The 24,455-nt window shown below is 55.5% G+C and carries 18 protein-coding genes and 1 tRNA gene; 12 read left to right on the top strand and 7 right to left on the bottom strand.

The window, feature by feature from the left end:
* Window positions 1-17 precede the first annotated feature (17 nt).
* Complete coding sequence (rlmG, locus tag ACLGE8_RS08605) at window positions 18-1,154, top strand: 23S rRNA (guanine(1835)-N(2))-methyltransferase RlmG (RefSeq protein WP_410997931.1); 1,137 nt, start codon at window positions 18-20, stop codon at window positions 1,152-1,154.
* Between the two features lie 145 nt (window positions 1,155-1,299).
* Here the strand turns inward: rlmG and ACLGE8_RS08600 are convergent, their stop codons facing one another.
* A complete protein-coding gene (locus tag ACLGE8_RS08600; protein ID WP_410997929.1) occupies window positions 1,300-3,318 on the bottom strand; it encodes an FAD-dependent oxidoreductase in 2,019 nt (672 codons plus the stop codon).
* 145 nt (window positions 3,319-3,463) lie between these two features.
* Window positions 3,464-4,855 carry a putrescine aminotransferase gene (ygjG, locus tag ACLGE8_RS08595; RefSeq protein ID WP_410997927.1) on the bottom strand — a complete coding sequence of 464 codons (1,392 nt, stop codon included), beginning with the start codon at window positions 4,853-4,855 and terminating at the stop codon, window positions 3,464-3,466.
* A gap of 365 nt (window positions 4,856-5,220) precedes the next feature.
* On the opposite strand from ygjG, the gene ACLGE8_RS08590 reads away from it, so the two are divergent.
* Window positions 5,221-6,741 carry a methyl-accepting chemotaxis protein gene (locus tag ACLGE8_RS08590; protein WP_410997925.1) on the top strand — a complete coding sequence of 507 codons (1,521 nt, stop codon included), beginning with the start codon at window positions 5,221-5,223 and terminating at the stop codon, window positions 6,739-6,741.
* On the opposite strand, the gene ACLGE8_RS08585 is transcribed toward ACLGE8_RS08590, so the two are convergent.
* On the bottom strand, window positions 6,738-7,322 hold the full coding sequence (locus ACLGE8_RS08585) for a PadR family transcriptional regulator (protein WP_410997923.1): 585 nt from the start codon (window positions 7,320-7,322) through the stop codon (window positions 6,738-6,740). The genes ACLGE8_RS08590 and ACLGE8_RS08585 overlap by 4 nt on opposite strands.
* A 236-nt stretch (window positions 7,323-7,558) precedes the next feature.
* Here ACLGE8_RS08585 and ACLGE8_RS08580 point away from each other — a divergent pair, with 236 nt between their 5' ends.
* The 4 genes from ACLGE8_RS08580 to ACLGE8_RS08565 all read left to right on the top strand — a co-directional run bounded on the left by ACLGE8_RS08580 (window position 7,559) and on the right by ACLGE8_RS08565 (window position 13,012).
* Window positions 7,559-8,323 (top strand): siderophore-interacting protein, encoded by a 765-nt coding sequence (locus tag ACLGE8_RS08580; protein ID WP_410997920.1) that lies wholly within the window; start codon window positions 7,559-7,561, stop codon window positions 8,321-8,323.
* Window positions 8,324-8,773: 450 nt separating this feature from the next.
* A complete protein-coding gene (locus ACLGE8_RS08575) occupies window positions 8,774-10,327 on the top strand; it encodes a peptide MFS transporter (protein ID WP_410997918.1) in 1,554 nt (517 codons plus the stop codon).
* Window positions 10,328-10,599: 272 nt separating this feature from the next.
* Complete coding sequence (locus tag ACLGE8_RS08570) at window positions 10,600-10,899, top strand: DUF1889 family protein (RefSeq protein WP_410997916.1); 300 nt, start codon at window positions 10,600-10,602, stop codon at window positions 10,897-10,899.
* 1,027 nt (window positions 10,900-11,926) lie between these two features.
* Complete coding sequence (locus ACLGE8_RS08565; RefSeq protein WP_410997914.1) at window positions 11,927-13,012, top strand: porin; 1,086 nt, start codon at window positions 11,927-11,929, stop codon at window positions 13,010-13,012.
* A 94-nt stretch (window positions 13,013-13,106) separates the two neighbouring features.
* Here the strand turns inward: ACLGE8_RS08565 and prpR are convergent, their stop codons facing one another.
* Window positions 13,107-14,708 carry a propionate catabolism operon regulatory protein PrpR gene (gene prpR, locus ACLGE8_RS08560; protein WP_410997912.1) on the bottom strand — a complete coding sequence of 534 codons (1,602 nt, stop codon included), beginning with the start codon at window positions 14,706-14,708 and terminating at the stop codon, window positions 13,107-13,109.
* Between the two features lie 250 nt (window positions 14,709-14,958).
* On the opposite strand from prpR, the gene prpB reads away from it, so the two are divergent.
* The 5 genes from prpB (at window position 14,959) to ACLGE8_RS08535 (ending at window position 21,307) form a co-directional block, all read left to right on the top strand.
* Window positions 14,959-15,840, top strand: a complete 882-nt coding sequence (gene prpB / locus ACLGE8_RS08555; RefSeq protein WP_410997910.1) for a methylisocitrate lyase — start codon at window positions 14,959-14,961, stop codon at window positions 15,838-15,840.
* A 109-nt stretch (window positions 15,841-15,949) separates the two neighbouring features.
* The gene (gene prpC, locus ACLGE8_RS08550; protein WP_410997908.1) at window positions 15,950-17,119 is read left to right on the top strand and encodes a 2-methylcitrate synthase; all 1,170 of its coding nucleotides are present in this window, start codon (window positions 15,950-15,952) and stop codon (window positions 17,117-17,119) included.
* 40 nt (window positions 17,120-17,159) lie between these two features.
* A complete protein-coding gene (locus ACLGE8_RS08545) occupies window positions 17,160-18,611 on the top strand; it encodes a bifunctional 2-methylcitrate dehydratase/aconitate hydratase (RefSeq protein WP_410997906.1) in 1,452 nt (483 codons plus the stop codon).
* Between the two features lie 39 nt (window positions 18,612-18,650).
* The gene (gene prpE, locus ACLGE8_RS08540) at window positions 18,651-20,540 is read left to right on the top strand and encodes a propionate--CoA ligase (RefSeq protein ID WP_410997904.1); all 1,890 of its coding nucleotides are present in this window, start codon (window positions 18,651-18,653) and stop codon (window positions 20,538-20,540) included.
* Between the two features lie 152 nt (window positions 20,541-20,692).
* The gene (locus tag ACLGE8_RS08535; RefSeq protein WP_410997902.1) at window positions 20,693-21,307 is read left to right on the top strand and encodes a Fic/DOC family protein; all 615 of its coding nucleotides are present in this window, start codon (window positions 20,693-20,695) and stop codon (window positions 21,305-21,307) included.
* On the opposite strand, the gene ACLGE8_RS08530 is transcribed toward ACLGE8_RS08535, so the two are convergent.
* The gene (locus ACLGE8_RS08530; protein WP_410997900.1) at window positions 21,304-21,462 is read right to left on the bottom strand and encodes a hypothetical protein; all 159 of its coding nucleotides are present in this window, start codon (window positions 21,460-21,462) and stop codon (window positions 21,304-21,306) included. The two genes, ACLGE8_RS08535 and ACLGE8_RS08530, sit on opposite strands and share 4 nt — an antisense overlap.
* 123 nt (window positions 21,463-21,585) lie before the next feature.
* Window positions 21,586-21,661: transfer RNA gene (locus ACLGE8_RS08525), tRNA-Ile, on the bottom strand.
* A gap of 126 nt (window positions 21,662-21,787) precedes the next feature.
* On the opposite strand from ACLGE8_RS08525, the gene mug reads away from it, so the two are divergent.
* Window positions 21,788-22,294: a G/U mismatch-specific DNA glycosylase gene (gene mug, locus ACLGE8_RS08520; protein ID WP_410997898.1), complete on the top strand. Its 507-nt coding sequence runs from the start codon at window positions 21,788-21,790 to the stop codon at window positions 22,292-22,294.
* A 188-nt stretch (window positions 22,295-22,482) separates the two neighbouring features.
* On the opposite strand, the gene rpoD is transcribed toward mug, so the two are convergent.
* Window positions 22,483-24,327 carry an RNA polymerase sigma factor RpoD gene (rpoD, locus tag ACLGE8_RS08515; protein ID WP_185668407.1) on the bottom strand — a complete coding sequence of 615 codons (1,845 nt, stop codon included), beginning with the start codon at window positions 24,325-24,327 and terminating at the stop codon, window positions 22,483-22,485.
* Between the last annotated feature and the right edge of the window lie 128 nt (window positions 24,328-24,455).

Raw genomic sequence — 24,455 nt, 5'->3', positions numbered from 1 at the left:
ACCATTCAGGAGGGCCGATGAGCCACACAGACAACGGTTTCCGTTCACTGACACTTAAACGTTTCCCGGAGACGGACGACGTTAACCCACTGCTGGCGTGGGAAGCAGCCGATGAATATCTGCTGCAACAGCTGGACGATACTGAGATTCGCGGCCCGGTGCTTATCCTGAATGATACCTTCGGCGCGCTGGCCTGTGCGCTGGCGGAGCATACGCCGTACAGCATCGGCGACTCTTACTTAAGCGAGCTGGCAACACGTGAAAACCTGCGCCACAACGACATTGCCGAGTCGAGCGTGAAGTTCCTCGACAGCACCGCGGAATACCCGCAGGCGCCGGGTGTCGTACTGATTAAGCTGCCGAAAACCATGGCATTGCTGGAACAGCAACTGCGTGCATTGCGTGAAGTGTTAACGCCAGAAACACGCATTCTCGCCGGTGCGAAAGCGCGTGACATCCATACCTCTACGCTTGAGCTGTTTGAAAAAGTGCTGGGCCCAACCACCACCACGCTGGCGTGGAAAAAGGCACGCCTGATCAACGGCACCTTTACCAAGCCGGCGCTGGCTGAAACCGCCCAGACCCTGAGCTGGAAGCTGGAAGGCACTGACTGGACTATCCACAACCACGCGAACGTTTTCTCCCGTACCGGGCTGGATATCGGCGCGCGCTTCTTTATGGAGCATCTGCCGGAAAACCTGGAAGGTGAGATTGTCGATCTCGGCTGTGGCAATGGCGTGCTGGGTATGACGCTGCTGGCGAAAAACCCGGAAGCTAGCGTGGTGTTCGTTGATGAATCACCGATGGCGGTCGCTTCCAGCCGTTTGAACGTGGAAACCAACCTGCCGGACGCGCTGGATCGCAGCGAGTTTATGATCAACAACGCGCTCTCCGGCGTAGAGCCGTTCCGCTTCAACGCGGTGTTCTGCAACCCGCCGTTCCACCAGAAGCATGCGCTGACCGATAATATCGCGTGGGAGATGTTCCACCACGCCCGCCGTTGCCTGAAAATTAACGGCGAGCTGTATATCGTGGCGAACCGTCACCTGGACTACTTCCACAAGCTGAAGAAGATTTTTGGTAACTGCGAAACCATCGCCACCAACAACAAGTTTGTGATCCTCAAAGCGGTGAAGTTGGGTCGTCGTCGTTAATTAACGTCGCACGGTTTCACATTGCCGGATGGCGGCGTAACCGCCTTATCCGGCCTACAAAAGGCATTTTGTACGCCCCTGTAGGCCTGATAAGCGCAGCGCCATCAGGCAAGGTGGAGCAGAGTGCTGGATGGCGCGTAACAGCCTATATCCCTAGCGCCAGCTTTGTCCCCTGCGCGATCGCCCGTCGGGCATCCAGCTCACTTGCCACATCACAGCCACCGATAAGATGCACCGTCTTGCCCGCCGCCAGCAGCGGCTCGTGCAACGTACGGTTTGGCTCCTGACCGGCACAGATAATCACGTTATCGACCGCCAACAGCTGCGCTTCGCCGCCTATCTCAACGTGCAGACCTTCATCGTCTATTTTCTGATAGCTGACCGCCGGGATCATCTTCACGCCGCGTGAAAGCAGGGTGGTGCGGTGGATCCAGCCGGTGGTTTTACCCAACCCTTCGCCCGGCTTGCTGGCTTTACGCTGCAGCATCACAATCTGCCGCGGACTACGGGCCAGATGTGGCCCTTCCGGGCGCAGGCCGCCCGCCTGCTGTAGGCTGGTATCAATGCCCCATTCTACGCAAAACTCAGCAATATTCTGGCTGGTGGGCTCGCCCGGCTGGCTTAAGTACATCGCCGTATCAAAACCGATGCCGCCACAGCCGATGATCGCCACCCGCTGCCCAACCTGTGCTTTATCACGCAGCACGTCCAGATAGGTCAGCACTTTCGGGTGATCGATGCCATCGATCGGCGGGGTACGCGGTGCGATCCCGGTCGATAGGATCACTTCATCAAAGCTGAGGAGATCGTCGGCACTGACGCGCTGGTTGAGCTTCAGCGTCACCCCGGTGACGTCGATCATCCGGCGGTAGTAGCGCAGCGTTTCGTAAAACTCTTCTTTGCCGGGGATCTGTTTGGCGATATTAAATTGCCCGCCGATCTCCGCGCTGGCGTCGAACAGCGTCACCTGATGGCCGCGCGCAGCGGCGTTGATCGCAAACGCCAGCCCCGCCGGGCCTGCACCGACGACCGCCAGATTTTTACGCGTCACGGCCGGGAGGATCGGCATTTTGGTTTCGTGGCAGGCGCGCGGGTTGACCAGGCATGAGGTCACCTTGCCGACAAAGATCTGATCCAGGCAGGCCTGGTTACAGCCGATACAGGTGTTGATCTCATCGCTGCGCCCCGATTGAGCTTTTGACAGCAGTTCGGCATCCGCAAGGAACGGGCGCGCCATCGACACCATATCGGCATCGCCGCGGGCCAGAATATCGTCCGCCACCTGCGGATCGTTAATGCGGTTAGTGGTGACCAGCGGAATCGTCACCCGCCCTTTTAATTTACGCGTCACCCAGCTAAATGCGCCGCGCGGCACTGGTGTGGCGATGGTCGGGATCCGCGCTTCGTGCCAGCCGATCCCGGTGTTGATGATCGTCGCCCCCGCGGCTTCGACAGCCTGAGCAAGGCGTACGGTTTCATCAAAGGTACCGCCGTTGTCCACCAGGTCGAGCATCGACAGGCGGTAGATAATTATAAAGTCTTTCCCGACGCGCTGGCGCACGGCGCGCACCACTTCTACCGCAAAGCGCATGCGGTTGTCGTAGCTGCCACCCCACTGATCGTCGCGCTGGTTGGTGCGTGCGGCGAGAAATTCGTTAATCAGATAGCCTTCCGAGCCCATCACCTCCACACCGTCATAGCCCGCTTCCCGCGCCAGTTGGGCGCAGCGGGCAAAGTCATCGATCAGCCCCAGAATGCCTTCGTGGGTGAGTTCGCGCGGCGTAAAGCGGTTGATCGGCGCCTGAAGCGGGGAAGGGGCAACCAGATTTAGCTGGTAGCTGTAGCGCCCGGTATGCAGGATCTGTAGCGCAATTTTGCCGCCTTCCTGATGGACGGCGTCGGTAATGGTGCGGTGGTGCGGTAATTGGCTCACATCGTTCAGCATCGCGCCGCCCGCCATCCCTACGCCGGTAGCATCCGGAGCGATACCGCCGCTGACGATCAGCGCCACCCCGTGACGCGCGCGTTCCGCGTAGAACGCCGCCAGACGTTCGGCACCGTCGGGATACTCTTCCAGCCCGGTATGCATAGAGCCCATTAGCACACGGTTTTTCAGCTGGGTAAAACCGAGATCGAGCGGGGCGAACAGCGACGGATAGCTCATAAGGATGTCCAGTATGTGAAATTATTGTTATGTGGTCGGATGAGTTACTAATTTAGCCGTCGGCGGGAAAAAGGGAAAAGGGGAATGCGATGATTGTGATGGGATTCAAAGAACGCCCCCCCACCAAAGGGTAGGGGGCGTGAATTTACTGCTCGGTGGCAACCTGATTCTGGCTGACGCGCAGGGCTGCCAGCGCTTTACGCGCGGCTCTAAGCACCTGGTCGCACTGTTCCATCGTTAAGGTTAACGGCGGCTCGATGCGGATGGTCCTGGCGTTGTTGAGCGTTCCGGCAACCAGCACGCGCTGGCGGAACATCTCGCTGGCAAAGTTATAGCCGATTTCGTTATCGACAAACTCAATGGCCATCAGCATGCCTCTGCCGCGCGCTTCACGGATCAGATCCGGGTATTCGCGCGCCATGCTGCGGAAACCGTCCAGCAGAATATCGCCTTTCTGCTCCGCCTGAGCGGGCAGGTTTTCGGTCAGCAGCACGTTGATGGTCGCCAGCGCGGCCGCACAGGCCAGCGGGTTACCGCCAAAGGTGGTGGTGTGCAGGAACGGGTTGTCAAACAGCACCGAGAACACCTCTTCGGTAGCGATGGTCGCGCCAATCGGCATCACGCCGCCGCCGAGCGCCTTCGCCAGGCACAGAATGTCCGGCTGAACGTTCTCATGCTCGCAGGCAAACATCTTACCGGTGCGCCCCATGCCGGTTTGCACTTCGTCGAAGATAAGCAGTGCGCCAAACTCATCGCACAGCTTACGCACGGCGGGCAGGTAGCCTTGCGGTGGCAGAATGACGCCACCTTCACCCTGGATGGGCTCAAGGATCACCGCCGCCACGTCATCGCCGGTTTTCTGGCATTCGCTGAGCATCGTGCGCATGGCGTCGAGGTTACCGAACGGCACGTGGCGGAAGCCCGGCAGCAGCGGCATAAACGGCTTGCGGAACGTTGACTTGGCGGTGGCTGACAGCGCCCCGAGCGATTTCCCGTGGAACGCGCCGCTGGTGGCGATAAAGGTGAACTTGCCGCGTGGCGACTGGTAGGCTTTCGCCAGCTTCAGCGCTGCCTCTACCGACTCGGTGCCGCTGTTGCTAAAGAAGCTGTACTTCAATTTGCCCGGCGCCAGCGCCGCCAGCGTTTTGGCGAGCATCGCTCGTAGCGGGTCGAGGAGTTCCTGGCTGTGAAGCGGTTGTTTCGCGAGCTGATTCTGTACGGCGGAAACCACCACTGGATTACGGTGCCCCACGTTGAAAATACCAAAACCGCCCAGGCAATCGAGAAACTCCTGACCCTGGGTGTCGACAAGCGTATTTAACCCTCCCGCCTGCCACTCTACGGCTCCGTAATCCCCACCGGCAGTTACAGATTTTCGGTACTCTAAAAACCCCGGATTCACATGTTCTTTAAAGTATTCCCTGACCTCCTGGTTAAGAGCTTTCATCTCCTCATGGTCAAGCGTTCGCTTTTCAATGAGATTCAGTGCGTGTGCGCTGCAGGCCAGAGCCGATGCGCTGGAAGGTAACCTGTTCAAAATAAGCTCCTGGGGATCACGTATCACACGATACTGATTTAAGTATTGCAGGGATTACGCCATCTCAGCGTTGGCGCTGAAAATCGGGATAAACGCCAGGGGAAATCGCGTTTGTACAATATTTAATCGTCCAGCGAAGCGAGGGAGTGTGAAAGCGGTCACGCGGAGGTGCGTTGTGGCTGGGCGTATTGCCCTACAAAAGGGCAGGTTTTGCGCCACGGATGAGCAGCAAAGAATGACGTGAGAAAAGTAGGGCTTTTGTCGATTTTGCGATCTAACGCAAAATTAACAATTAAGGTTAATTTAATATCCTCCGATATAACAATTGTAATACATTTCTCTTTGCACCTGAAAAGGATGTTCGTATGTCTACCCTGCCCGACCAAAACTCGTCCGAATCGCTTCTGGACGACCACACCACTTTGATGTCCACCACCGATCTCAACAGCTATATCACCCACGTTAACGATGCCTTTATAAAGGTGAGCGGCTATAGCCGCCACGAGATGCTCAGCCAGCCGCACAACATGGTGCGCCATCCCGATATGCCAAAAGCCGCCTTTGCCGATATGTGGCGTACCCTGAAGCAGGGCGAGCCGTGGAGCGGTATCGTCAAAAATCGCCCGAAACACGGCGGCCATTACTGGGTGCGGGCGAACGCCATCCCCCAGGTGCGTAATGGCAAAACGATTGGCTATATGTCGATTCGTACCAAAGCCAGTGAGGAAGAGATTGCGGCGGTGGAGCCGCTGTATCAGGCGCTACGCGAAGAACGCAGCAATAAGCGCCTCCATAAAGGCCGCGTTATCAGCAAACGCTGGTGGGGCAAACTGTCAGCTATCCCGCTGCGCTGGCGGGTCAGAAGCATTATGCTGGGGTTCTACCTGCTGCTTGCGGCGAGCCTGCTGGCCCTGAGCGCGCCGATTCTGGCGGTGCTGGCGTCGGCGATGATCCTTTTACTGACCACGCTGGTACTGGAGTGGCAGATTGTTCGTCCGGTAGAAAATGTGGCGCGACAGGCGCTCAGCGTGGCAACCGGTGAGCGTAACAGCGTCGATCCGCTGCCGCGCAGCGATGAGCTGGGCCTAACGTTACGCGCGGTCGGCCAGCTCGGGTTGATGTGCCGCTGGTTGATTAACGATGTCTCGACGCAGGTGAACAGCGTGAGCGACGGTAGCGATGTGCTGGCCCGCGGCAATGAAGATCTGAATCAGCGTACTCAGGAAACGGTGGTCAACGTGCAGCAGACCGTGGCGACGATGAGCCAGATGGCGGCGTCGGTGCAGAATAATTCTCAGACGGCAGCCGAGGCCGATAAGCTCTCGCTGGCGGCTAGCGGCGCGGCGGCACAGGGCGGCCAGGCGATGCACCGGGTGGTGCAGACCATGGAAGATATTGCTGACAGCACGCAGCGCATTGGCTCTATCACCACTTTGATTAACGATATCGCATTCCAGACCAATATTCTGGCGCTGAACGCCGCTGTTGAAGCGGCGCGCGCGGGCGAGCAGGGGAGAGGGTTTGCCGTGGTCGCCGGGGAAGTTCGCCATCTGGCGAGCCGTAGCGCGACGGCGGCAAACGAAATTCGTCAGCTGATTGAGGCCAGCGCCAGCAAGGTGCAGTCGGGCTCCGAGCAGGTTCACGCGGCCGGGCGCACGATGGATGACATTGTCTCGCAGGTGCAGAATGTCACCCAACTGATTGCGCAGATTAGTCAATCTACGTCTGAACAGGCCACGGGGCTGTCTGATTTAACGCGTGCCGTGGCGAAGCTGGATGAGATAACCCAGAAAAACGCCGGACTGGTGGCGGAAAGCGCCAACGTGTCGGCGATGGTAAAACACCGCGCCAGCCGTTTACAGGATGCGGTCACCGTCCTGCATTAATCCAGCTGCGAGATCTCCAGCGCCGCGCGGTCGATAATGCCAATCACCTGCTTCAGCTGCGCGTCGCCGATCTCGCCCTGATTCACCTTCAGGTCGAGCACGGCCTTAAAGTTATCCAGCGCCCGCTTCATTTGCGGGTTTTTGCGCAGTTCATGCCCGACCATCCTGGACTTCAGACGCGCTTGAATATGTTCCAGTGGTTCTTGATTTTCTTCCAGCGTCTGGATGCCTTCTGCGGTAATGGCGATTTTTTTACGCCCGCCGTCCTCTTCATGCACCGTAATCAGCCCCTGGTCCTGGAGCAGGTCGAGCGTCGGGTAGATAACGCCAGGACTTGGGCTGTAGTTGCCCTGGGTCAGCGCCTCAATGGCTTTAATCAGTTCATAGCCGTGGCTGGCGTTATCCTTCAGGATGCTGAGGACCACCAGGCGCAGCTCGCCGTGGCCGAAGAAGCGCTGGCGACGTCCGCCACCGCCGCCGTGGCCTTCACCACGCCCGCCACGATGTTCACACTCATCGCGTTCGCCGCGATGTCCGCGACCACCACGGCCACGATGTTCAGAATCAGAGAAAGGTCTCATGATGTTTATCCTTATGTTTTTTAGATATATCTAACTTATATCTAAAACTATATATTTAGCAATATCGAAAATGAAATATATTTTAAATTATTGATTTATAATGGGTATAGTATTGATGTTGGATTTTTTGTGCGCAGCTTTTCATATATCTTAAAAATAGCTTGCTTTCTGCTTAGTTGGCAATCATTATCATTTGCAAATGATTTAGATATATCTATTTGTGAGAGAGACGCCGAATGAAAGAGAACAAGTATCCACAGCGCGTGCGCAATGAACTCCGTTTCCGTGAACTGACCGTCCTGCGCGTGGAGCGTATTGGCGATGCTTTCCAGCGCGTGGTGCTGGGCGGCGAGGCGCTGGAAGGTTTTAGTTCGCGCGGCTTTGACGATCACACCAAGCTGTTTTTCCCGCAGGCTGGCTGCACTCTGATTCCACCGACGGTGACCGATGAAGGGATTGTGTGGGCAGACGGTGTACGCCCGCAGGCTCGTGACTACACCCCGCTTTACAACGCCGAGCGCCATGAGCTGGCCTACGATTTCTTTATCCACGATGGCGGCGTTGCCAGCCAGTGGGCAATGGAAGCAAAAGCAGGTGATACGTTGCTTATCGGCGGCCCGCGCGGCTCGCTGGTGGTGCCGGAAGATTATGCCTGGCAGCTATATGTTTGCGATGAAACCGGTATGCCGGCGCTGCGTCGCCGTCTTGAAGCGCTGCAGACGTTGGCGCAGCGTCCGCAGGTGACGGCGCTGGTGATGGTCAAAGAGGACCTGGACAAAGCCTATCTGGCCGGGTTTGACGGCTTTAATATCGAGTGGATCGCTGGCTACGATGCTGCCACCGTCGCCGCGCGCCTGGCACAACTCACGGTGCCGGCGTCGGATTACTTTATCTGGCTGACCGGCGAAGGAAAGGTGGTAAAAAACCTGACCGACGGTTTTGTGACCGACGCGATTGACCCGCAGCTAGTGCGTTCAAGCGCCTATTGGCACGCGAAATAACAGCATTCCGGTTGCGCTATACGATGATGTGATAGCGCAGCCTCCTTCCTGCCATCTCTCTCCGCATGATTTATCCAGATCTTCCATCATCATTATGATGAACATCCTATTTTCCACACTTTTTATGCGATTATTTTGCCCCTTTTTTAACGCTGTATTTGACGATTGTTTAATATCTAATTAATTGTTTTTAATGGACTATTGATACATAAAGACATGGTTATGTGATGTCAATCACTACATTCGGTTTTCCAATACAAAATCTGTAAAACTAGAACTTTGTCGACTTTTCGTCTAAAAATACCGGGTCCAGGGCTAGACACGACCATGCAATGGTTATCAAATGGTTAAAAAATACCGTGCCAGATGTTTTTCATCGGCAAAATTAGAAAATGGTTAGCCCGCATACACGACTTACCTGCGTTACGACGCACCTTCTCTGGAGAAACTATGCATTCCTCTGTTAATAAAAACGAAAGCCGGACCTTTTTCGGTCATCCGTACCCGTTGGGTTCGCTGTTCTTTACCGAAATGTGGGAGCGATTCTCGTTTTACGGTATCCGCCCGTTACTGATTCTGTTTATGGCGGCAACCGTCTATGACGGCGGCATGGGCCTGGCGCGTGAAAATGCCTCGGCCATCGTGGGTATCTTCGCGGGGACCATGTACCTGGCGGCGCTGCCGGGCGGTTGGTTGGCCGATAACTGGCTTGGCCAGCAAAAGGCGGTGTGGTACGGCTCCATCCTGATTGCGCTCGGCCACCTGTCGATCGCGCTGTCGGCCTTTATGGGCGATAACCTGTTCTTTATCGGCCTGATGTTTATCGTACTGGGCTCCGGTCTGTTCAAGACCTGTATCTCGGTGATGGTCGGTACGCTGTATAAAAAGGGCGATGCCCGTCGTGACGGCGGCTTCTCGCTGTTTTATATGGGCATCAACATGGGGTCATTTATCGCCCCGCTGATTTCCGGCTGGCTGATTAAATCTCATGGCTGGCACTGGGGCTTTGGCATCGGCGGTATCGGGATGCTGGTGGCGCTGGTTATCTTCCGCGTGTTCGCCGTACCGGCGATGAAGCGCTACGACAGCGAAGTGGGCCTCGACTCGACCTGGAACAGCCCTGTTGCGAAGAAAAACGGCGTCGGCGCATGGCTGCTGGCGCTAGCAGTGGGCGTGGCGGTGATTATCACCCTGATTGCCCAGGGCATCATTGTGATTAACCCGGTGGCCGTTGCCAGCGTGCTGGTATACGTGATTGCGGCTTCCGTTGCACTGTACTTCATCTACCTGTTTGTCTTCGCGGGCCTGAGCCGTAAAGAGCGCGCGCGCCTGCTGGTGTGCTTTATTCTGCTGGTCTCCGCCGCGTTTTTCTGGTCCGCTTTCGAGCAGAAGCCAACGTCGTTCAACCTGTTTGCCAACGACTACACCAACCGCATGATCGGTGATTTTGAGATCCCGGCGGTGTGGTTCCAGTCTATTAACGCCCTGTTTATCATCCTGCTGGCACCGGTCTTTAGCTGGGCCTGGCCTGCGCTGGCGCGTAAAAACGTCCGTCCGGGCAGTATCACCAAGTTCGTTATCGGTATTCTGTGTGCGGCGGCAGGCTTTGGCCTGATGATGCTGGCGGCGCAGAACGTGCTGAGCAACGGCGGTGCTGGCGTGTCGCCGATGTGGCTGGTGGGCAGCATCCTGATGCTGACGCTTGGCGAACTGTGCCTGAGCCCGATTGGTCTGGCGACCATGACGCTGCTGGCGCCGGAGAGAATGCGCGGCCAGATGATGGGTCTGTGGTTCTGCGCCAGTGCGCTGGGTAACCTGGCCGCAGGGCTGATTGGCGGCCACGTGAAGGCCGACCAGCTGGATATGCTGCCGGACCTGTTCGCGCGTTGCTCCATCGCGCTGCTGATCTGTGCGGCGGTGCTGTGCGTGCTGATTGTGCCGGTTCGCCGGATGCTAGAAAACGCCAAATCTAGCCCGGAGCAAAAGCCGGTTAGCAACGCGTAAAAGCGCCGGGTGGCGGCTACGCCTTACCCGGCCTACAGAACCTCTTGTAGGCCTGATAAGCGAAGCGCCATCAGGCAACGCTCTGAGCCGGTACACTCTGTACCGGCTTTTTTTTTGCGCAGCGCGCACCGTTTCTTGCGCAAAACAGCCATAAAACGTGATTTTTGATCGAGAATAAGTGCAATAACGTGAGCGGTTCCTTTGAAATTGCGGCGGATTCCGGTCCATAGTATAGACTTGATTACTACGTGGTTAATTTTAAGGACAAGCATATGCCAGCAGTCATTGATAAAGCGTTGGATTTTATTGGTGGTATGAACACGTCTGAGCCAGTACCACAGTCCATGGATGAAAGTACGGCAAAGGGAATTCTGAAATATTTGAAAGAATTAGGTATGCCGGTGAGCGCTGCCGATGTGGCTGAACGCGGCCATCAGGAAGGCTGGAGTGACGGCTTTACGGACAAAGTCGCAGGATGGGCCGGCAAGGTCGAGTCCGGTGAGCATATGGTGATTAAGAACCCTGAATTCTTCTCTTCCTACATGCGCGAAGAGCTCCGCTCACTGGTGTGAGTTAATCCCGCTTAAACCCTGATAATCCATCCCGGATGCTTTCACTTTCTACGTGAAAGCATCTTTTATTATTTTTTATCCTCCATCCCCCCATCTTGCGATATTCGTCTTTCTTCTGCTGCGCTTCTGGTATTACAAGTGGTGAAATTAAGAACACCTGGCGAATTTATTTTAATCATTTTGGAGTGTTTTATTTGTTAGCAGAGGTTTTATTACCGCGCTATTTATTTCGCTGGTTATTGCTATCATATTTTTCCTATCAGGAAATTTAACCTGCCGTCTCTCTATTATTTCATCTCATCATTTTAAATTAAAAAAATATGAATGAATTGCTACCGTAGTTAATCATTTGCATTATTTTGATTTACGGAATCGTCAGTGATGATTAAAGAAATATTGCGGATTTATTAACATTCAACGCATAAATTTGATTTCAGTCAATGAATTATGTTGATAATTACTCGTTAAGACGTAGATGTCATCGTTTAAAACCTACTAGCTATGGGGCTTTGCTGCCATTCGTTATCTATTTTAGAGATGTTGTTTAACAATTAATTCATGTTGACGGAGTTATATTTTAAATATTAGGCTTTACACAAATTTACGACAGGAAGTAAACGCTTTCATACTTTTCTGAAAGCCGGTTATTTCCGCGTTGAAAAAAATAAAAGCACCGATAACGAGTGCGTAACAAAAAATATCGTAATAAAAACTGCAAAAGCAGATGTGATGTTTTTTGACGATCCATTATTTGTTAATTGATGAGTGGCAAAATGATACGGAATGGTTCTATGCGGAGCATGATGGCCTCTGCACGTTCGTTCGGCATACGTCAAATTGATTCCGATTCCCGCTTATATCGTGGGATGTTCGGAAGCCAGCTCATCCTTTGAATTCGGTAATCAGCCTCAGGCTCTCCCTTGCGGGAGGGCTTTTTTAATGACGCGCGATAGCCTCGCGAGCCATTAAAAAAGCCTGGATTACCGGGCAAAACCCTACGGGGAATAATAATCAAAGGAACACAAAAATGATGAAAAGCAAGCTGGCAATTCTGATCGGTCTCGTGGCACTGGCATCCACTGCTCACGCTGCTGAAATCTATAACAAAGACAGCAACAAACTTGATCTGTATGGCAAAGTGAAGGGTGAGCACGACTTCGTCTCTTCCGTTGGCAACGCTGACGCCACCTATGCGCGTCTGGGCTTCAAAGGCGAAACTCAGATTGCTAACGGCGTAGTAGGCTTTGGTCAGTTTGAACACCAGTTCAACGCGAACCAGCCTGAAGGTTCGCAGACTGAAAAAACCCGTCTGGCCTTCGCTGGTCTGGACTTCGGTGACTACGGTTCTATCGACTACGGTCGTAACTACGGTATTCAGTACGACATCGGTTCTTACACCGACGTGCTGACCGAATTCGGCGGTGACTCCTACCAGTACACTGATAACTACATGAACGGTCGTACCACCGGCGTTCTGACCTATCGTAACAAAAACTTCTTCGGTCTGGTTGACGGTCTGGCGCTGGGTCTGCAGTACCAGGGCGCTAACGAAGATAAACGCGATCCGCTGGTATCCAACGGTGAAGGCTTCGGTACTTCCCTCCAGTACGAAATTCCTGATTCAGGTGTGACTCTGGGTGCCGCTTACAGCCGTGCTAAGACTACCGACCTGAATTACGGAACTGCTCCTGCTCACCGTGCTGCATCAGGTGATACTGCTGAAGCATGGTCCGTTGGTGCGAAATATGACGCGAACAGCATTATGCTGGCGACCATGTACACCGAAACTCACAACATGACTCCGTTGGCTAAAACTGTAGCTGGCACGACGACCGATGAGCTCTTCACCGACAAGTCCAAAGCGTTCGAAGCTATTGCGGGTTACACCTTCGACTTCGGCCTGCAGCCAACCGTTGGCTATGTACAGCAGCGTGCGGAAGTTAACGGTGCATCCTTCGACGCGGTGAAATACGTTCAGTTGGGTGCGGCGTACTACTTCAACAAAAACTTCGCGGTTGATGCGGCTTACAAAATCAACATGCTGAAAGACGATCATAACTACGGTTTAACAACCGACGATCAGGCAGTACTGGGCGCTACCTACCAGTTCTAATTCAGGTAGCAAACTCTCATTAGTTTGTTTTTTTTATATGTGCCTAATTCTTTTGAACGTATTTTGCCCCACTTTGGTGGGGCTTTTTTATGGCCTAATTTCCCGCTTTTAACCTGCGCCAGAAGGTGGTGCGACTCACCCCCAGATAGCGCGCGGCGGCACTTCTATCGCCGTTAAACTGCGCGAGCACCTGATGCGGAGTGAGCGAGACGGTCGGCGGCGAGTCGATGCGGCATTCTGTCAGTTCAGGCAGACACTGGCGTAAAAAATCGCTGTTCAGCTCAGGCTGCGGCTCAACGCTTAAGAAAAGCGCCAGCCGCTCCATCATATTGCGCAGCTCGCGGATATTGCCGGGCCAGGCGTAGCTCAGCAGTACCGACTGGCTTTGCGCTAACCCCTGATGTATCGCTTCGCTAAACGGCACGTTTAATGCCGCCAGCGACTGCTGCAAAAAACCTTCCGCCAGCGGCACGATATCTGCCAGCCGCTCGCGCAGCGGCGACAGCTTCAGACGCAGAATACTCAGGCGATAAAACAGATCCTGGCGAAACTGCCCGCGCTTCATCTCTGCTTCCAGGTCGCAGTGGGTGGCGCTGATCGCTCGCACCTCGACTGGAATCGGCAGATGCCCGCCAACGCGGGTCACCTCCTTTTCTTCCAGCACGCGCAGCAGCCGGGTTTGAAGGGGCAGGGGCATCTCGCCAATCTCGTCTAAAAACAGCGTCCCGCCGTGGGCAATTTCAAACAGCCCGGCACGCCCCCCGCGCCGCGAGCCGGTAAACGCCCCTTCTTCATAACCAAACAGCTCTGCTTCTAATAGCGATTCGGCAATTGCCCCGCAGTTGACGGCGACAAACGGTGGGAAGGATTTACCCTGACGATGGCCGAGCCTCGCGAAATATTCACGGTGGATTGCCTGCGCAGCCAGCTCTTTCCCGGTGCCGGTTTCCCCCTGAATCAGCACCGCCGCGCTGGAGCGCGCATAGAGCAGGATGGTATGGCGCACCTGCTCCATCGGCGCGGACGCCCCATGCATATCGTCTAATGCGTATCGTGTGCGCAGGCCGCTACCGGCAGCATAGCGGCGACTTTGTCGCTGGGTCAGGCGGGTCATATCCAGCGCATCGCTAAACGCCTGGCGGACAGTGGCTTCGGAGTAGATAAAGATGCCAGTCATACCGGCCTCTTCGGCGAGGTCGGTAATCAACCCTGCGCCCACCACGGCTTGTATACCGCTGGCCTTTAGCTCGTTGATTTGCCCGCGTGCGTCCTCTTCGGTGACGTAGCTGCGCTGGTCGAGGCGCAGGTTAAAGGTCTTTTGAAAAGCGACCAGCGCGGGCAGCGTCTGCTGATAGGTTACCACACCGATAGACGCAGTGAGCTTGCCGGCTTTTGCCAGCGCCTGCAGCACGTCAAAGCCGCTGGGTTTAATCAGAATAACCGGCACGGAGAGGCGGCTTTTTAAGTATGCGCCGTTGGAGCCTGCGGCAATAATGGCGTCGCAGCGCTCGGTCGCCAGTTTCTTGCGGATGTAGTTCACCGCTTTTTCAAACCCAAGCTGGATGGGCGTAATAGTGGCCTGGTTATCGAACTCGAGGCTGATATCGCGGAACAGTTCAAACAGGCGCGTTACCGACACCGTCCAGATAACCGGCTTGTCGTCATTCACCCGTGGCGGAAGAGGTGTGGCTGCCATTGCGTGCTCAAAAAAAGAGGGCCGAATATTGGGTGTAGACCATGTTTCATAAATGTTGCAATGAAACAGGCTGGAACGCGTGGTGAAACGTTAGCTGACACGCTTTAATCGCCAGCAGTAGCGTAGTGAACGACTAATGCATTGTTATAAAAGATGTTTAAAAAATAGCGGTGAAAAATCAGCCGTTGGCATATCCCTTGCTTTATCTGAATCAACCGATAGTAACAAGTTGATAACAAGAGGACGGAATATGTCTCTACACTCTCCAGGCCAGGCTTTCCGCGCTGCGCTGACGAAAGAAAACCCCTTACAGATTGTTGGCACCATTAACGCCAACCACGCGCTGCTGGCCCAACGAGCCGGGTATCAGGCCATTTATCTCTCCGGCGGCGGCGTGGCGGCCGGTTCTCTCGGGCTGCCGGATTTGGGCATTTCCACGCTCGATGACGTGCTGACCGACATTCGCCGCATTACCGACGTTTGCCCGTTGCCGCTGCTGGTGGACGCGGATATCGGCTTCGGCTCATCGGCGTTTAATGTGGCGCGTACGGTGAAGTCCATCAGCAAGGCCGGAGCTGCCGCGTTGCACATTGAAGATCAGATCGGCGCTAAGCGCTGCGGTCACCGCCCAAACAAAGCCATCGTATCCAAAGAGGAGATGGTTGACCGTATTCGGGCGGCGGTGGATGCCCGCACGGACCCGGACTTCGTGATCATGGCGCGTACCGATGCACTGGCGGTGGAAGGGCTGGAGGCGGCTATCGATCGCGCTCGCGCCTATGTGGAAGCGGGCGCCGATATGCTGTTCCCGGAGGCGATTACCGAGCTGTCGATGTACCGCCAGTTTGCTGACGCGACGCAGGTGCCGATCCTCGCCAATATCACCGAATTCGGCGCGACGCCGCTGTTCACCACCGATGAACTGCGCAGCGCCCACGTGGCGATGGCGCTCTATCCGCTCTCGGCCTTCCGCGCCATGAACCGCGCCGCCGAACAGGTTTACAACGTGTTGCGCCAGGAAGGCACGCAGAAAAGCGTTATCGACATGATGCAGACGCGTAATGAGCTGTACGAGAGCATCAACTACTACCAGTACGAAGAGAAGCTCGACGCGTTGTACACCAAAAAGTAGGCCGGATAAACGCAGTGCCATCCGGCATTGCCTGATGGCGGCAGCGCCTTATCAGGCCTACTCGCACACCCTCTGTACCCTACAACATTACAATAATGACGAGGACAACATGAGCCACACATCGATCCTGCAAAATAGCACCCATGTCATTAAGCCTAAAAAATCCGTCGCCCTTTCCGGCGTACCGGCGGGAAATACCGCGCTGTGCACCGTCGGTAAAAGCGGCAATGACCTGCACTACCGCGGCTACGATATTCTCGACTTAGCGGAGCACTGCGAGTTTGAAGAGGTGGCCCATCTGCTGATCCACGGCAAGCTGCCAACCCGCGATGAACTGCAGGCCTACAAGATTAAACTCAAGGCGCTGCGCGGCCTGCCGGCCAACGTGCGCACCGTGCTGGAAGCGCTGCCGGCTGCTTCTCACCCGATGGATGTGATGCGCACCGGCGTCTCGGCGCTGGGCTGCACGCTGCCGGAAAAAGAGGGGCATACCGTCTCCGGCGCGCGCGATATTGCCGATAAACTGCTGGCCTCGCTCAGCTCAATCCTTCTCTACTGGTATCACTACAGCCATAACGGTGAACGCATCCAGCCGGAAACCGATGACGACTCGGTCGGCGGCCACTTCCTGCATCTGCTGCACGGTGAAAAACCCTCGGCCAGCTGGGAAAAAGCGATGCACATTTCGCTGGTGCTCTACGCCGAGCATGAGTTTAACGCCTCCACCTTTACCAGCCGGGTGATTGCCGGGACCGGTTCTGACGTTTACTCGGCAATTATCGGCGCTATTGGCGCGCTGCGCGGCCCGAAACACGGCGGAGCCAATGAGGTGTCGCTGGAAATCCAGCAGCGCTACGAAACGCCGGACGAAGCCGAGGTGGATATCCGCAAGCGCGTGGAAAACAAAGAGGTGGTGATTGGCTTTGGTCACCCGGTTTATACCATTGCCGACCCGCGTCATCAGGTTATCAAGCGCGTCGCCAAACGACTTTCTCAGGAGGGCGGTTCGCTCAAAATGTACAACATCGCCGACCGCCTGGAATCGGTGATGTGGGACACCAAGAAGATGTTCCCCAACCTCGATTGGTTCTCGGCGGTCTCCTACAACATGATGGGCGTGCCGACCGAAATGTTCACCCCGCTGTTTGTTATCGCCCGCGTCACCGGCTGGGCGGCGCATATCATCGAGCAGCGTCAGGACAACAAAATTATCCGTCCTTCCGCCAACTACACCGGCCCGGAAGACCGCGAATTTGTGCCGCTGGATAAGCGTCAGTAATCCCTTACCGCTAACGATAAAAAAACAGGAAAAGTACCCTATGTCCGCTCAGATGATAAATATTCGCCCGGAATTTGACCGTGAAATCGTCGATATCGTGGATTACGTGATGCACTACGACATCACCTCCAAAGTAGCCTATGACACCGCCCATTACTGCCTGCTCGACACGCTGGGCTGCGGGCTGGAAGCGCTGGAGTATCCGGCCTGCAAAAAGCTGATGGGGCCGATTGTGCCGGGCACCGTCGTGCCGAACGGCGTGCGCGTGCCGGGCACCCAGTTCCAGCTCGACCCGGTGCAGGCGGCATTTAACATTGGCGCGATGATCCGCTGGCTCGATTTTAACGACACCTGGCTTGCCGCCGAGTGGGGGCATCCTTCCGATAACCTTGGCGGCATCCTGGCGACGGCGGACTGGTTGTCGCGCAATGCCGTTGCCGCAGGCAAAACGCCGCTGACCATGAAGCAGGTGCTGACCGGGATGATTAAGGCCCATGAGATTCAGGGCTGTATTGCACTCGAGAACTCCTTTAACCGCGTCGGCCTCGACCACGTGCTGCTGGTGAAAGTGGCGTCCACCGCGGTGGTAGCCGAAATGCTGGGGCTGACGCGCGATGAGATCCTTAACGCGGTTTCTCTGGCGTGGGTCGACGGCCAGTCGCTGCGCACCTATCGCCATGCGCCGAACACCGGAACGCGTAAGTCCTGGGCGGCGGGCGATGCTACCTCCCGCGCCGTGCGTCTGGCGCTGATGGCGAAGACCGGCGAGATGGGCTATCCGTCGGCGCTGACGGCGAAAACCTGGGGCTTCTATGACGTCTCATTTAAGGGCGAAGCCTTCCGCTTCCAGCGCCCGTACGGTTCCTATGTGATGGAGAACGTGCTGTTTAAAATCTCCTTCCCGGCGGAGTTCCACTCACAGACGGCGGTAGAAGCAGCGATGACCCTGCATGAGCAAATGCAGGCAGCGGGCAAAACGGCCGCTGATATCGAGAAGGTGACCATCCGCACTCACGAGGCCTGTATTCGCATCATCGACAAAAAAGGCCCGCTGAATAACCCGGCTGACCGCGACCACTGCATCCAGTACATGGTAGCGATCCCGCTGCTGTTTGGCCGCTTAACCGCCGCGGACTACGAGGACAGCGTGGCGCAGGATAAGCGCATCGACGCTCTGCGCGAGAAGATTAATTGCTTTGAAGACCCGGCGTTTACCGCCGACTACCACGCGCCGGATAAGCGCGCGATCGCCAACGCTATTACCCTCGAGTTCACCGATGGCACGCGCTTTGAAGAGGTGGTGGTGGCGTACCCGATTGGCCACGCCCGCCGCCGCACCGATGGTATTCCGAAGCTTATCGATAAATTCAAAATCAACCTGGCGCGCCAGTTCCCGACCCGCCAGCAGCAGCGCATTCTGGATGTCTCCCTCGACAGAACCCGTCTGGAGCAGATGCCGGTCAATGAGTATATGGATCTGTTCGTTATCTGAAACACGACTCATCAGGCGTAAGTTCAACAGGAGAGCATTATGTCTTTTAGCGAGTTTTATCAGCGTTCCATTACCGAGCCGGAGACCTTCTGGGCCGAACAGGCCCAGCGTATCGACTGGCAGAGGCCCTTTACCCAGACGCTGGATAGTAGCCATCCGCCATTTGCCCGTTGGTTTTGCAGCGGCACCACCAATCTGTGCCACAACGCCATCGACCGCTGGCTGGACAAACAGCCGGACGCGCTGGCGCTGATTGCCGTCTCCTCAGAGACCGAAGAGGAGCGTACCTTTACTTTTCGCCAGCTGTATGACGAAGTGAACGCGGTAGCCTCCATGCTGCTGTCGCTGGGGGTGCAGCGCGGCGACCGGGTGCTGGTCTATATGCCGATGATCGCGGAGGCGCAGATTACGCTGCTGGCCTGCGCGCGCATTGGCGCGATCCACTCGGTGGTGTTTGGCGGCTTTGCCTCGCATAGCGTGGCGGCACGCATTGATGATGCCAGGCCGGTACTGATTGTATCGGCAGATGCGGGCGCGCGCGGCGGCAAAATCATGCCGTACAAAAAGCTGCTTGATGATGCCATCGACCAGGCGCAGCACCAGCCACGCCATGTGCTGCTGGTGGACCGCGGGCTGGCGAAAATGGCGCGCGTCTCCGGGCGCGATCTCGATTTCGCCACGCTGCGCCAGCAGCATGGAGGGGCGCGAGTGCCGGTGGCCTGGCTTGAGTCGAATGAGACCTCCTGCATTCTCTACACCTCCGGCACTACCGGTAAACCGAAAGGGGTTCAGCGCGACGTGGGCGGCTACGCGGTGGCGCTGGCGACCTCAATGGACACCATTTTCGGCGGCAAGGCGGGCGGCGTATTCTTCTGCGCTTCGGATATCGGCTGGGTAGTTGGGCACTCCTATATTGTCTACGCACCGCTTCTGGCGGGCATGGCGACCATTGTCTACGAAGGGTTGCCGGTTTATCCCGACTGCAGCGTGTGGTGGAAAATCGTCGAGAAATACCAGGTCAACCGCATGTTCTCGGCGCCAACTGCCATCCGCGTGCTGAAGAAGTTCCCGACCGCGCAGATTCGCCATCACGATCTCTCCTCGCTGGAGGCGCTCTACCTGGCGGGCGAACCGCTCGACGAAACGACCGCCGCGTGGGTAACCGAGGCGCTGGGCGTGCCGGTTATCGACAACTACTGGCAGACCGAATCCGGGTGGCCGATTATGGCGATTGCCCGTGCGCTGGACGACCGACCATCGCGCCTCGGCAGCCCCGGCGTGCCGATGTACGGCTATAACGTCCAGTTGCTTAACGAAGTCACCGGTGAACCTTGTGCGGCAAACGAGAAGGGGATGCTGGTGATAGACGGGCCGCTGCCGCCGGGCTGCATTCAGACTATCTGGGGCGATGACGAGCGTTTCGTCAAAACCTACTGGTCGCTGTTTTCCCGCCAGGTTTACGCCACCTTCGATTGGGGTATCCGCGATGCCGACGGTTATTACTTCATTCTCGGCCGTACCGATGATGTGATTAACGTTGCCGGGCACCGTCTTGGCACACGCGAAATCGAAGAGAGTATCTCCAGCTATCCGAACGTCGCGGAAGTGGCGGTGGTGGGCGTCAAGGATGCGTTAAAAGGGCAGGTGGCCGTAGCGTTTGTGATCCCCAAACAGAGCGACAGCCTGGACGATCGCGAGGTCGCCCATACCGAGAAGGAGGCGATCATGGCGCTGGTGGACAGCCAGATTGGCAACTTTGGCCGCCCGGCGAACGTCTGGTTTGTCTCGCAGCTACCGAAAACGCGATCCGGCAAGATGCTGCGCCGCACGATTCAGGCGATTTGTGAAGGGCGCGATCCGGGGGATTTGACCACGCTCGACGATCCGGCGGCGTTGCAACAGATCCGGCAGGCGATTGAGGCGGGGTGATTGATTTAGCGTGAAAAAGTAAAAGGACCGACGATTTTTCGGCGGTCCTTTTGCCAGCAAAGCTCGCAATCTGACCAAAATTCAGCTGAGACAGCAACTATCCATGACAGAATAGGCGCAATACGGTGACATAGTTTGGGCGGAGGTCTTGCTTGCCAAAATATGAGCTTAATTCAGTAGAAGAACGTTTTCAGCCTGGTTCGGGTGATTTAGTGTTAGCGAATAAGCTGGAGATTATTGATGCTGCTGAAATGGATGCGCTGGAGTCAGGGCTGTTGCTCATGTTGTATGAGCAGCTATTTATCAGCCAGCGGCTACCTGCAACGTTGAGTTTTGCGCATATTCGCGAGTGGCATCGCAAATGGCTAGGTAATGTCTACGATTGGGCTGGAAAGCTCCGTAATGCTAACCTGGCTAAAGATGGGTTTCATTTTGCCGCTGCGGACAGAATCCCGCAGCTGATTACGGAGTTTGAAAAACAATACCTTTCCCGCTTCACGGAACTAAACACACTTTCTCGCGTTGAGTTGGCTAGTTTTCTGGCGGAATGCCATGTGGAATTTATCTTGATTCATCCTTTTCGGGAAGGTAACGGACGTTTATCGCGCTTACTTTTTGATGTTCTGGCGGTACAGGCGGAGGTCGGTGTGCTGGATTACAGCTTATGGGATGAGCATAAAGCATTTTACTTCAAGGCGATTCAGGCCGGTGTATCGGGTAACTTTGCCCCCATGATCTGGCTGGTTAGCGATATTCTTCCTGATTAACGCGCCAGGCCAACGGCTTTGGCCTGTGCCTGAAAGCGCTTAAGCTGCAGCTCAATTTTCTCCACAGACACGCCGGTTTCAATTGCTGTGGAGCTGGCAACGGTGCGGAAAAGCTGCGTTTTCGTGACCTTAGTATGTGATCTTTTTTTTGTCATGATGGCGTCTCGTTGGTTACGTTGTGATTCTAGTGCCACTAAACGATGCTAGCAAGACAGCGAGCCGATTTGCACCCAAAGAAAAAGGAGTTAGATGATTACTCATCTAACTCCTTTCATATCTGGTGGCCCCTGTTGGGTTTGAACCAACGACCAAGCGATTATGAGTCGCCTGCTCTAACCACTGAGCTAAGGGGCCAGGTAGCGGACGATTATAAAGTAACAACGGGCGCCAATCCAGCGTTAAGCGCGCACATGCTGTTTTTATAAACAATGCATTTTCAATTCGTTATACTGATCTCACGATGTATTGGCCGAGAAAATTATGGTTAAGGATATTATTGATTCGGGGCTGCGGGTGCTGTTCTGCGGCATCAACCCGGGGCTGTCATCTTCTTCTCTGGGTTATCCCTTTGCCCATCCGGCAAACCGTTTCTGGAAGGTGCTGCATCTTGCGGGGTTTACCGAACACCAGTTGAAGCCGGAAGAGGCGGAGCAGATGCTGGCATTCCGCTGTGGCGTGACCAAGCTGGTTGAGCGCCCGACGGTGCAGGCGAGTGAGGTCACCTTGCAGGAGTTGCGCAGCGGCGGGCAGGAGTTGATTGAGAAGGTTGAGCATTACAAGCCAGCAGCACTGGCGGTGCTCGGTAAACAGGCCTTTGAACGCGGCTTAGGGCAGCACAGGGCGACGTGGGGCAAGCAGACGTACATGATTGGTGATACCGAGGTGTGGGTGCTGCCGAACCCGAGTGGGCTGAGCCGGATTACGCTGGATAAGCTGGTAGAGGCGTATCAGGAACTGGACGTGGCGTTGAAGGCGCGCGGCCTGTAGGCCGGATAAGCGAAGCGCCATCCGGCAGTATATGTGCAAATTGCCGGATGGTGGCGTAAACGCCTTATCCAGCCTACGGGGCTACTCCGGCCTGTAGCCCGGCCAAGCGCAGCGCCGCCGGGAATGCGCAGAATAACAGGCAAAAAAAAGCTCCCATCAGGGAGCTTTTTACGTTTTTTACCGGGCGATTAATCGTCCAGGAAGCTACGCAGCACTTCAGAACGGCTTGGGTGGCGCAGTTTACGCAGCGCCTTCGCTTCGATCTGACGGATACGTTCGCGGGTAACGTCGAACTGTTTACCCACTTCTTCCAGCGTGTGGTCGGTGTTCATATCGATACCGAAACGCATACGCAGGACTTTCGCTTCACGGGCGGTCAGGCCAGCCAGAACGTCGTGGGTGGCAGCGCGCAGGCTCTCGGTGGTCGCAGAGTCCAGCGGCAGCTCGAGGGTAGTATCCTCGATGAAATCACCCAGATGCGAATCTTCATCGTCGCCGATTGGCGTTTCCATGGAGATTGGCTCTTTGGCGATTTTCAGCACCTTACGGATCTTATCTTCTGGCATCAGCATACGCTCGGCCAGCTCTTCCGGCGTCGGCTCACGACCCATCTCTTGCAGCATCTGGCGGGAGATACGGTTGAGCTTGTTGATAGTCTCAATCATATGCACCGGAATACGGATGGTGCGCGCCTGGTCTGCGATAGAACGGGTGATAGCCTGACGGATCCACCAGGTAGCGTAGGTGGAGAACTTGTAGCCGCGACGGTATTCAAACTTATCTACCGCTTTCATCAGGCCAATGTTGCCTTCCTGAATCAGGTCAAGGAACTGCAGACCACGGTTGGTGTATTTCTTGGCGATAGAAATAACCAGACGTAAGTTTGCTTCAACCATCTCTTTCTTCGCACGGCGGGCTTTCGCTTCACCGATGGACATACGACGGTTGATATCTTTAACCTGCTCGATGGTCAGGCCGGTCTCTTCTTCAATCTGCTGCAGCTTCTGCAGGCTACGCATAACGTCTTCTTTCACGTCGTGCAGCTTTTCAGACCACGGCTTGTTCATCGCGATAGCCGCGTTGAACCAGGTTTCGCTGGTTTCGTTGCCGGTGAACAGAGTGATGAAGTTTTTCTTCGGCATTTTGCACTGTTCAACGCACATCTTCATGATGATACGTTCCTGGGTACGCACGCGGTCCATCATGGTACGCATGCTGTTTACCAGGTAGTCGAACTGCTTCGGTACCAGACGGAACTGCTTGAATACTTCAGACAGCTTCAGGATCTCTTCCTGAGCGCTGGCGTGGCTACGGCCTTTTGCTTTGATCGTGTCGCGAGTGATCTCGTACTGAGTACGCAGCTCGCCAAATTTCTCACGTGCCAGCTCAGGGTCGATGCTGTTGTCATCGTCGCTGCTGTCATCGCTGTCTTCGTCTTCGTCTTCATCGTCGTCATCCATCTCTTCCTGAGACAGTTCGGAACCGACGTGAGTGGCGGTAGGCGCCATATCTTCTTCAGCGTTCGGGTCAACGAAACCGGTGATCAGGTCAGACAGACGCGCTTCTTCAGCTTCAACGCGATCGTATTGTTCCAACAGGTAGGTAATGGCTTCTGGGTATTCGGCAACGGAACACTGAACCTGGTTGATCCCGTCTTCGATGCGCTTAGCGATGTCGATTTCGCCTTCACGGGTCAGCAGTTCTACCGTGCCCATTTCGCGCATGTACATGCGCACCGGGTCGGTGGTACGCCCGATTTCAGATTCCACGCTGGACAGAACCTGTGCAGCCGCTTCTTCTGCGTCTTCATCAGTGTTGTTGGAGGTTTCAGCCAGCAACAGATCATCGGCATCCGGCGCTTCTTCCATCACCTGAATGCCCATGTCGTTGATCATTTGGATGATGTCTTCGATCTGATCTGAATCGACGATATCTTCCGGCAGATGGTCATTGACCTCGGCATAGGTCAGATAGCCTTGCTCCTTACCACGCTGGACAAGAAGCTTGAGCTGTGACTGCGGGTTTTGCTCCATAAGACGGTATCCACACTTAATTCATTTGATTGGTGTCGGTCGGCGAACGAACCGCCGACATTTAAAGCGAGGGCGTACTTATATTAGTGCCGCTGCGCCTCGAGCGGCTGTCGGGGGCTTCCCGATCG

It is taken from the genome of Kluyvera sp. 142486, assembly GCF_046569695.1.
Lineage (GTDB): Bacteria > Pseudomonadota > Gammaproteobacteria > Enterobacterales > Enterobacteriaceae > Kluyvera.
This window is presented reverse-complemented; position numbering and strand designations above follow the sequence as displayed.

What these genes read in the sequence shown, in the direction of transcription:
- rlmG (WP_410997931.1), top strand. Translation starts at nt 18, where the DNA reads ATGAGCCACACAGACAACGGTTTCCGTTCACTGACACTTAAACGTTTC.
- ACLGE8_RS08600 (WP_410997929.1), bottom strand. Translation starts at nt 3,318, where the DNA reads ATGAGCTATCCGTCGCTGTTCGCCCCGCTCGATCTCGGTTTTACCCAG.
- ACLGE8_RS08590 (WP_410997925.1), top strand. Translation starts at nt 5,221, where the DNA reads ATGTCTACCCTGCCCGACCAAAACTCGTCCGAATCGCTTCTGGACGAC.
- ACLGE8_RS08585 (WP_410997923.1), bottom strand. Translation starts at nt 7,322, where the DNA reads ATGAGACCTTTCTCTGATTCTGAACATCGTGGCCGTGGTGGTCGCGGA.
- ACLGE8_RS08580 (WP_410997920.1), top strand. Translation starts at nt 7,559, where the DNA reads ATGAAAGAGAACAAGTATCCACAGCGCGTGCGCAATGAACTCCGTTTC.
- ACLGE8_RS08575 (WP_410997918.1), top strand. Translation starts at nt 8,774, where the DNA reads ATGCATTCCTCTGTTAATAAAAACGAAAGCCGGACCTTTTTCGGTCAT.
- ACLGE8_RS08570 (WP_410997916.1), top strand. Translation starts at nt 10,600, where the DNA reads ATGCCAGCAGTCATTGATAAAGCGTTGGATTTTATTGGTGGTATGAAC.
- ACLGE8_RS08565 (WP_410997914.1), top strand. Translation starts at nt 11,927, where the DNA reads ATGATGAAAAGCAAGCTGGCAATTCTGATCGGTCTCGTGGCACTGGCA.
- prpR (WP_410997912.1), bottom strand. Translation starts at nt 14,708, where the DNA reads ATGGCAGCCACACCTCTTCCGCCACGGGTGAATGACGACAAGCCGGTT.
- prpB (WP_410997910.1), top strand. Translation starts at nt 14,959, where the DNA reads ATGTCTCTACACTCTCCAGGCCAGGCTTTCCGCGCTGCGCTGACGAAA.
- prpC (WP_410997908.1), top strand. Translation starts at nt 15,950, where the DNA reads ATGAGCCACACATCGATCCTGCAAAATAGCACCCATGTCATTAAGCCT.
- ACLGE8_RS08545 (WP_410997906.1), top strand. Translation starts at nt 17,160, where the DNA reads ATGTCCGCTCAGATGATAAATATTCGCCCGGAATTTGACCGTGAAATC.
- prpE (WP_410997904.1), top strand. Translation starts at nt 18,651, where the DNA reads ATGTCTTTTAGCGAGTTTTATCAGCGTTCCATTACCGAGCCGGAGACC.
- ACLGE8_RS08530 (WP_410997900.1), bottom strand. Translation starts at nt 21,462, where the DNA reads ATGACAAAAAAAAGATCACATACTAAGGTCACGAAAACGCAGCTTTTC.
- mug (WP_410997898.1), top strand. Translation starts at nt 21,788, where the DNA reads ATGGTTAAGGATATTATTGATTCGGGGCTGCGGGTGCTGTTCTGCGGC.
- rpoD (WP_185668407.1), bottom strand. Translation starts at nt 24,327, where the DNA reads ATGGAGCAAAACCCGCAGTCACAGCTCAAGCTTCTTGTCCAGCGTGGT.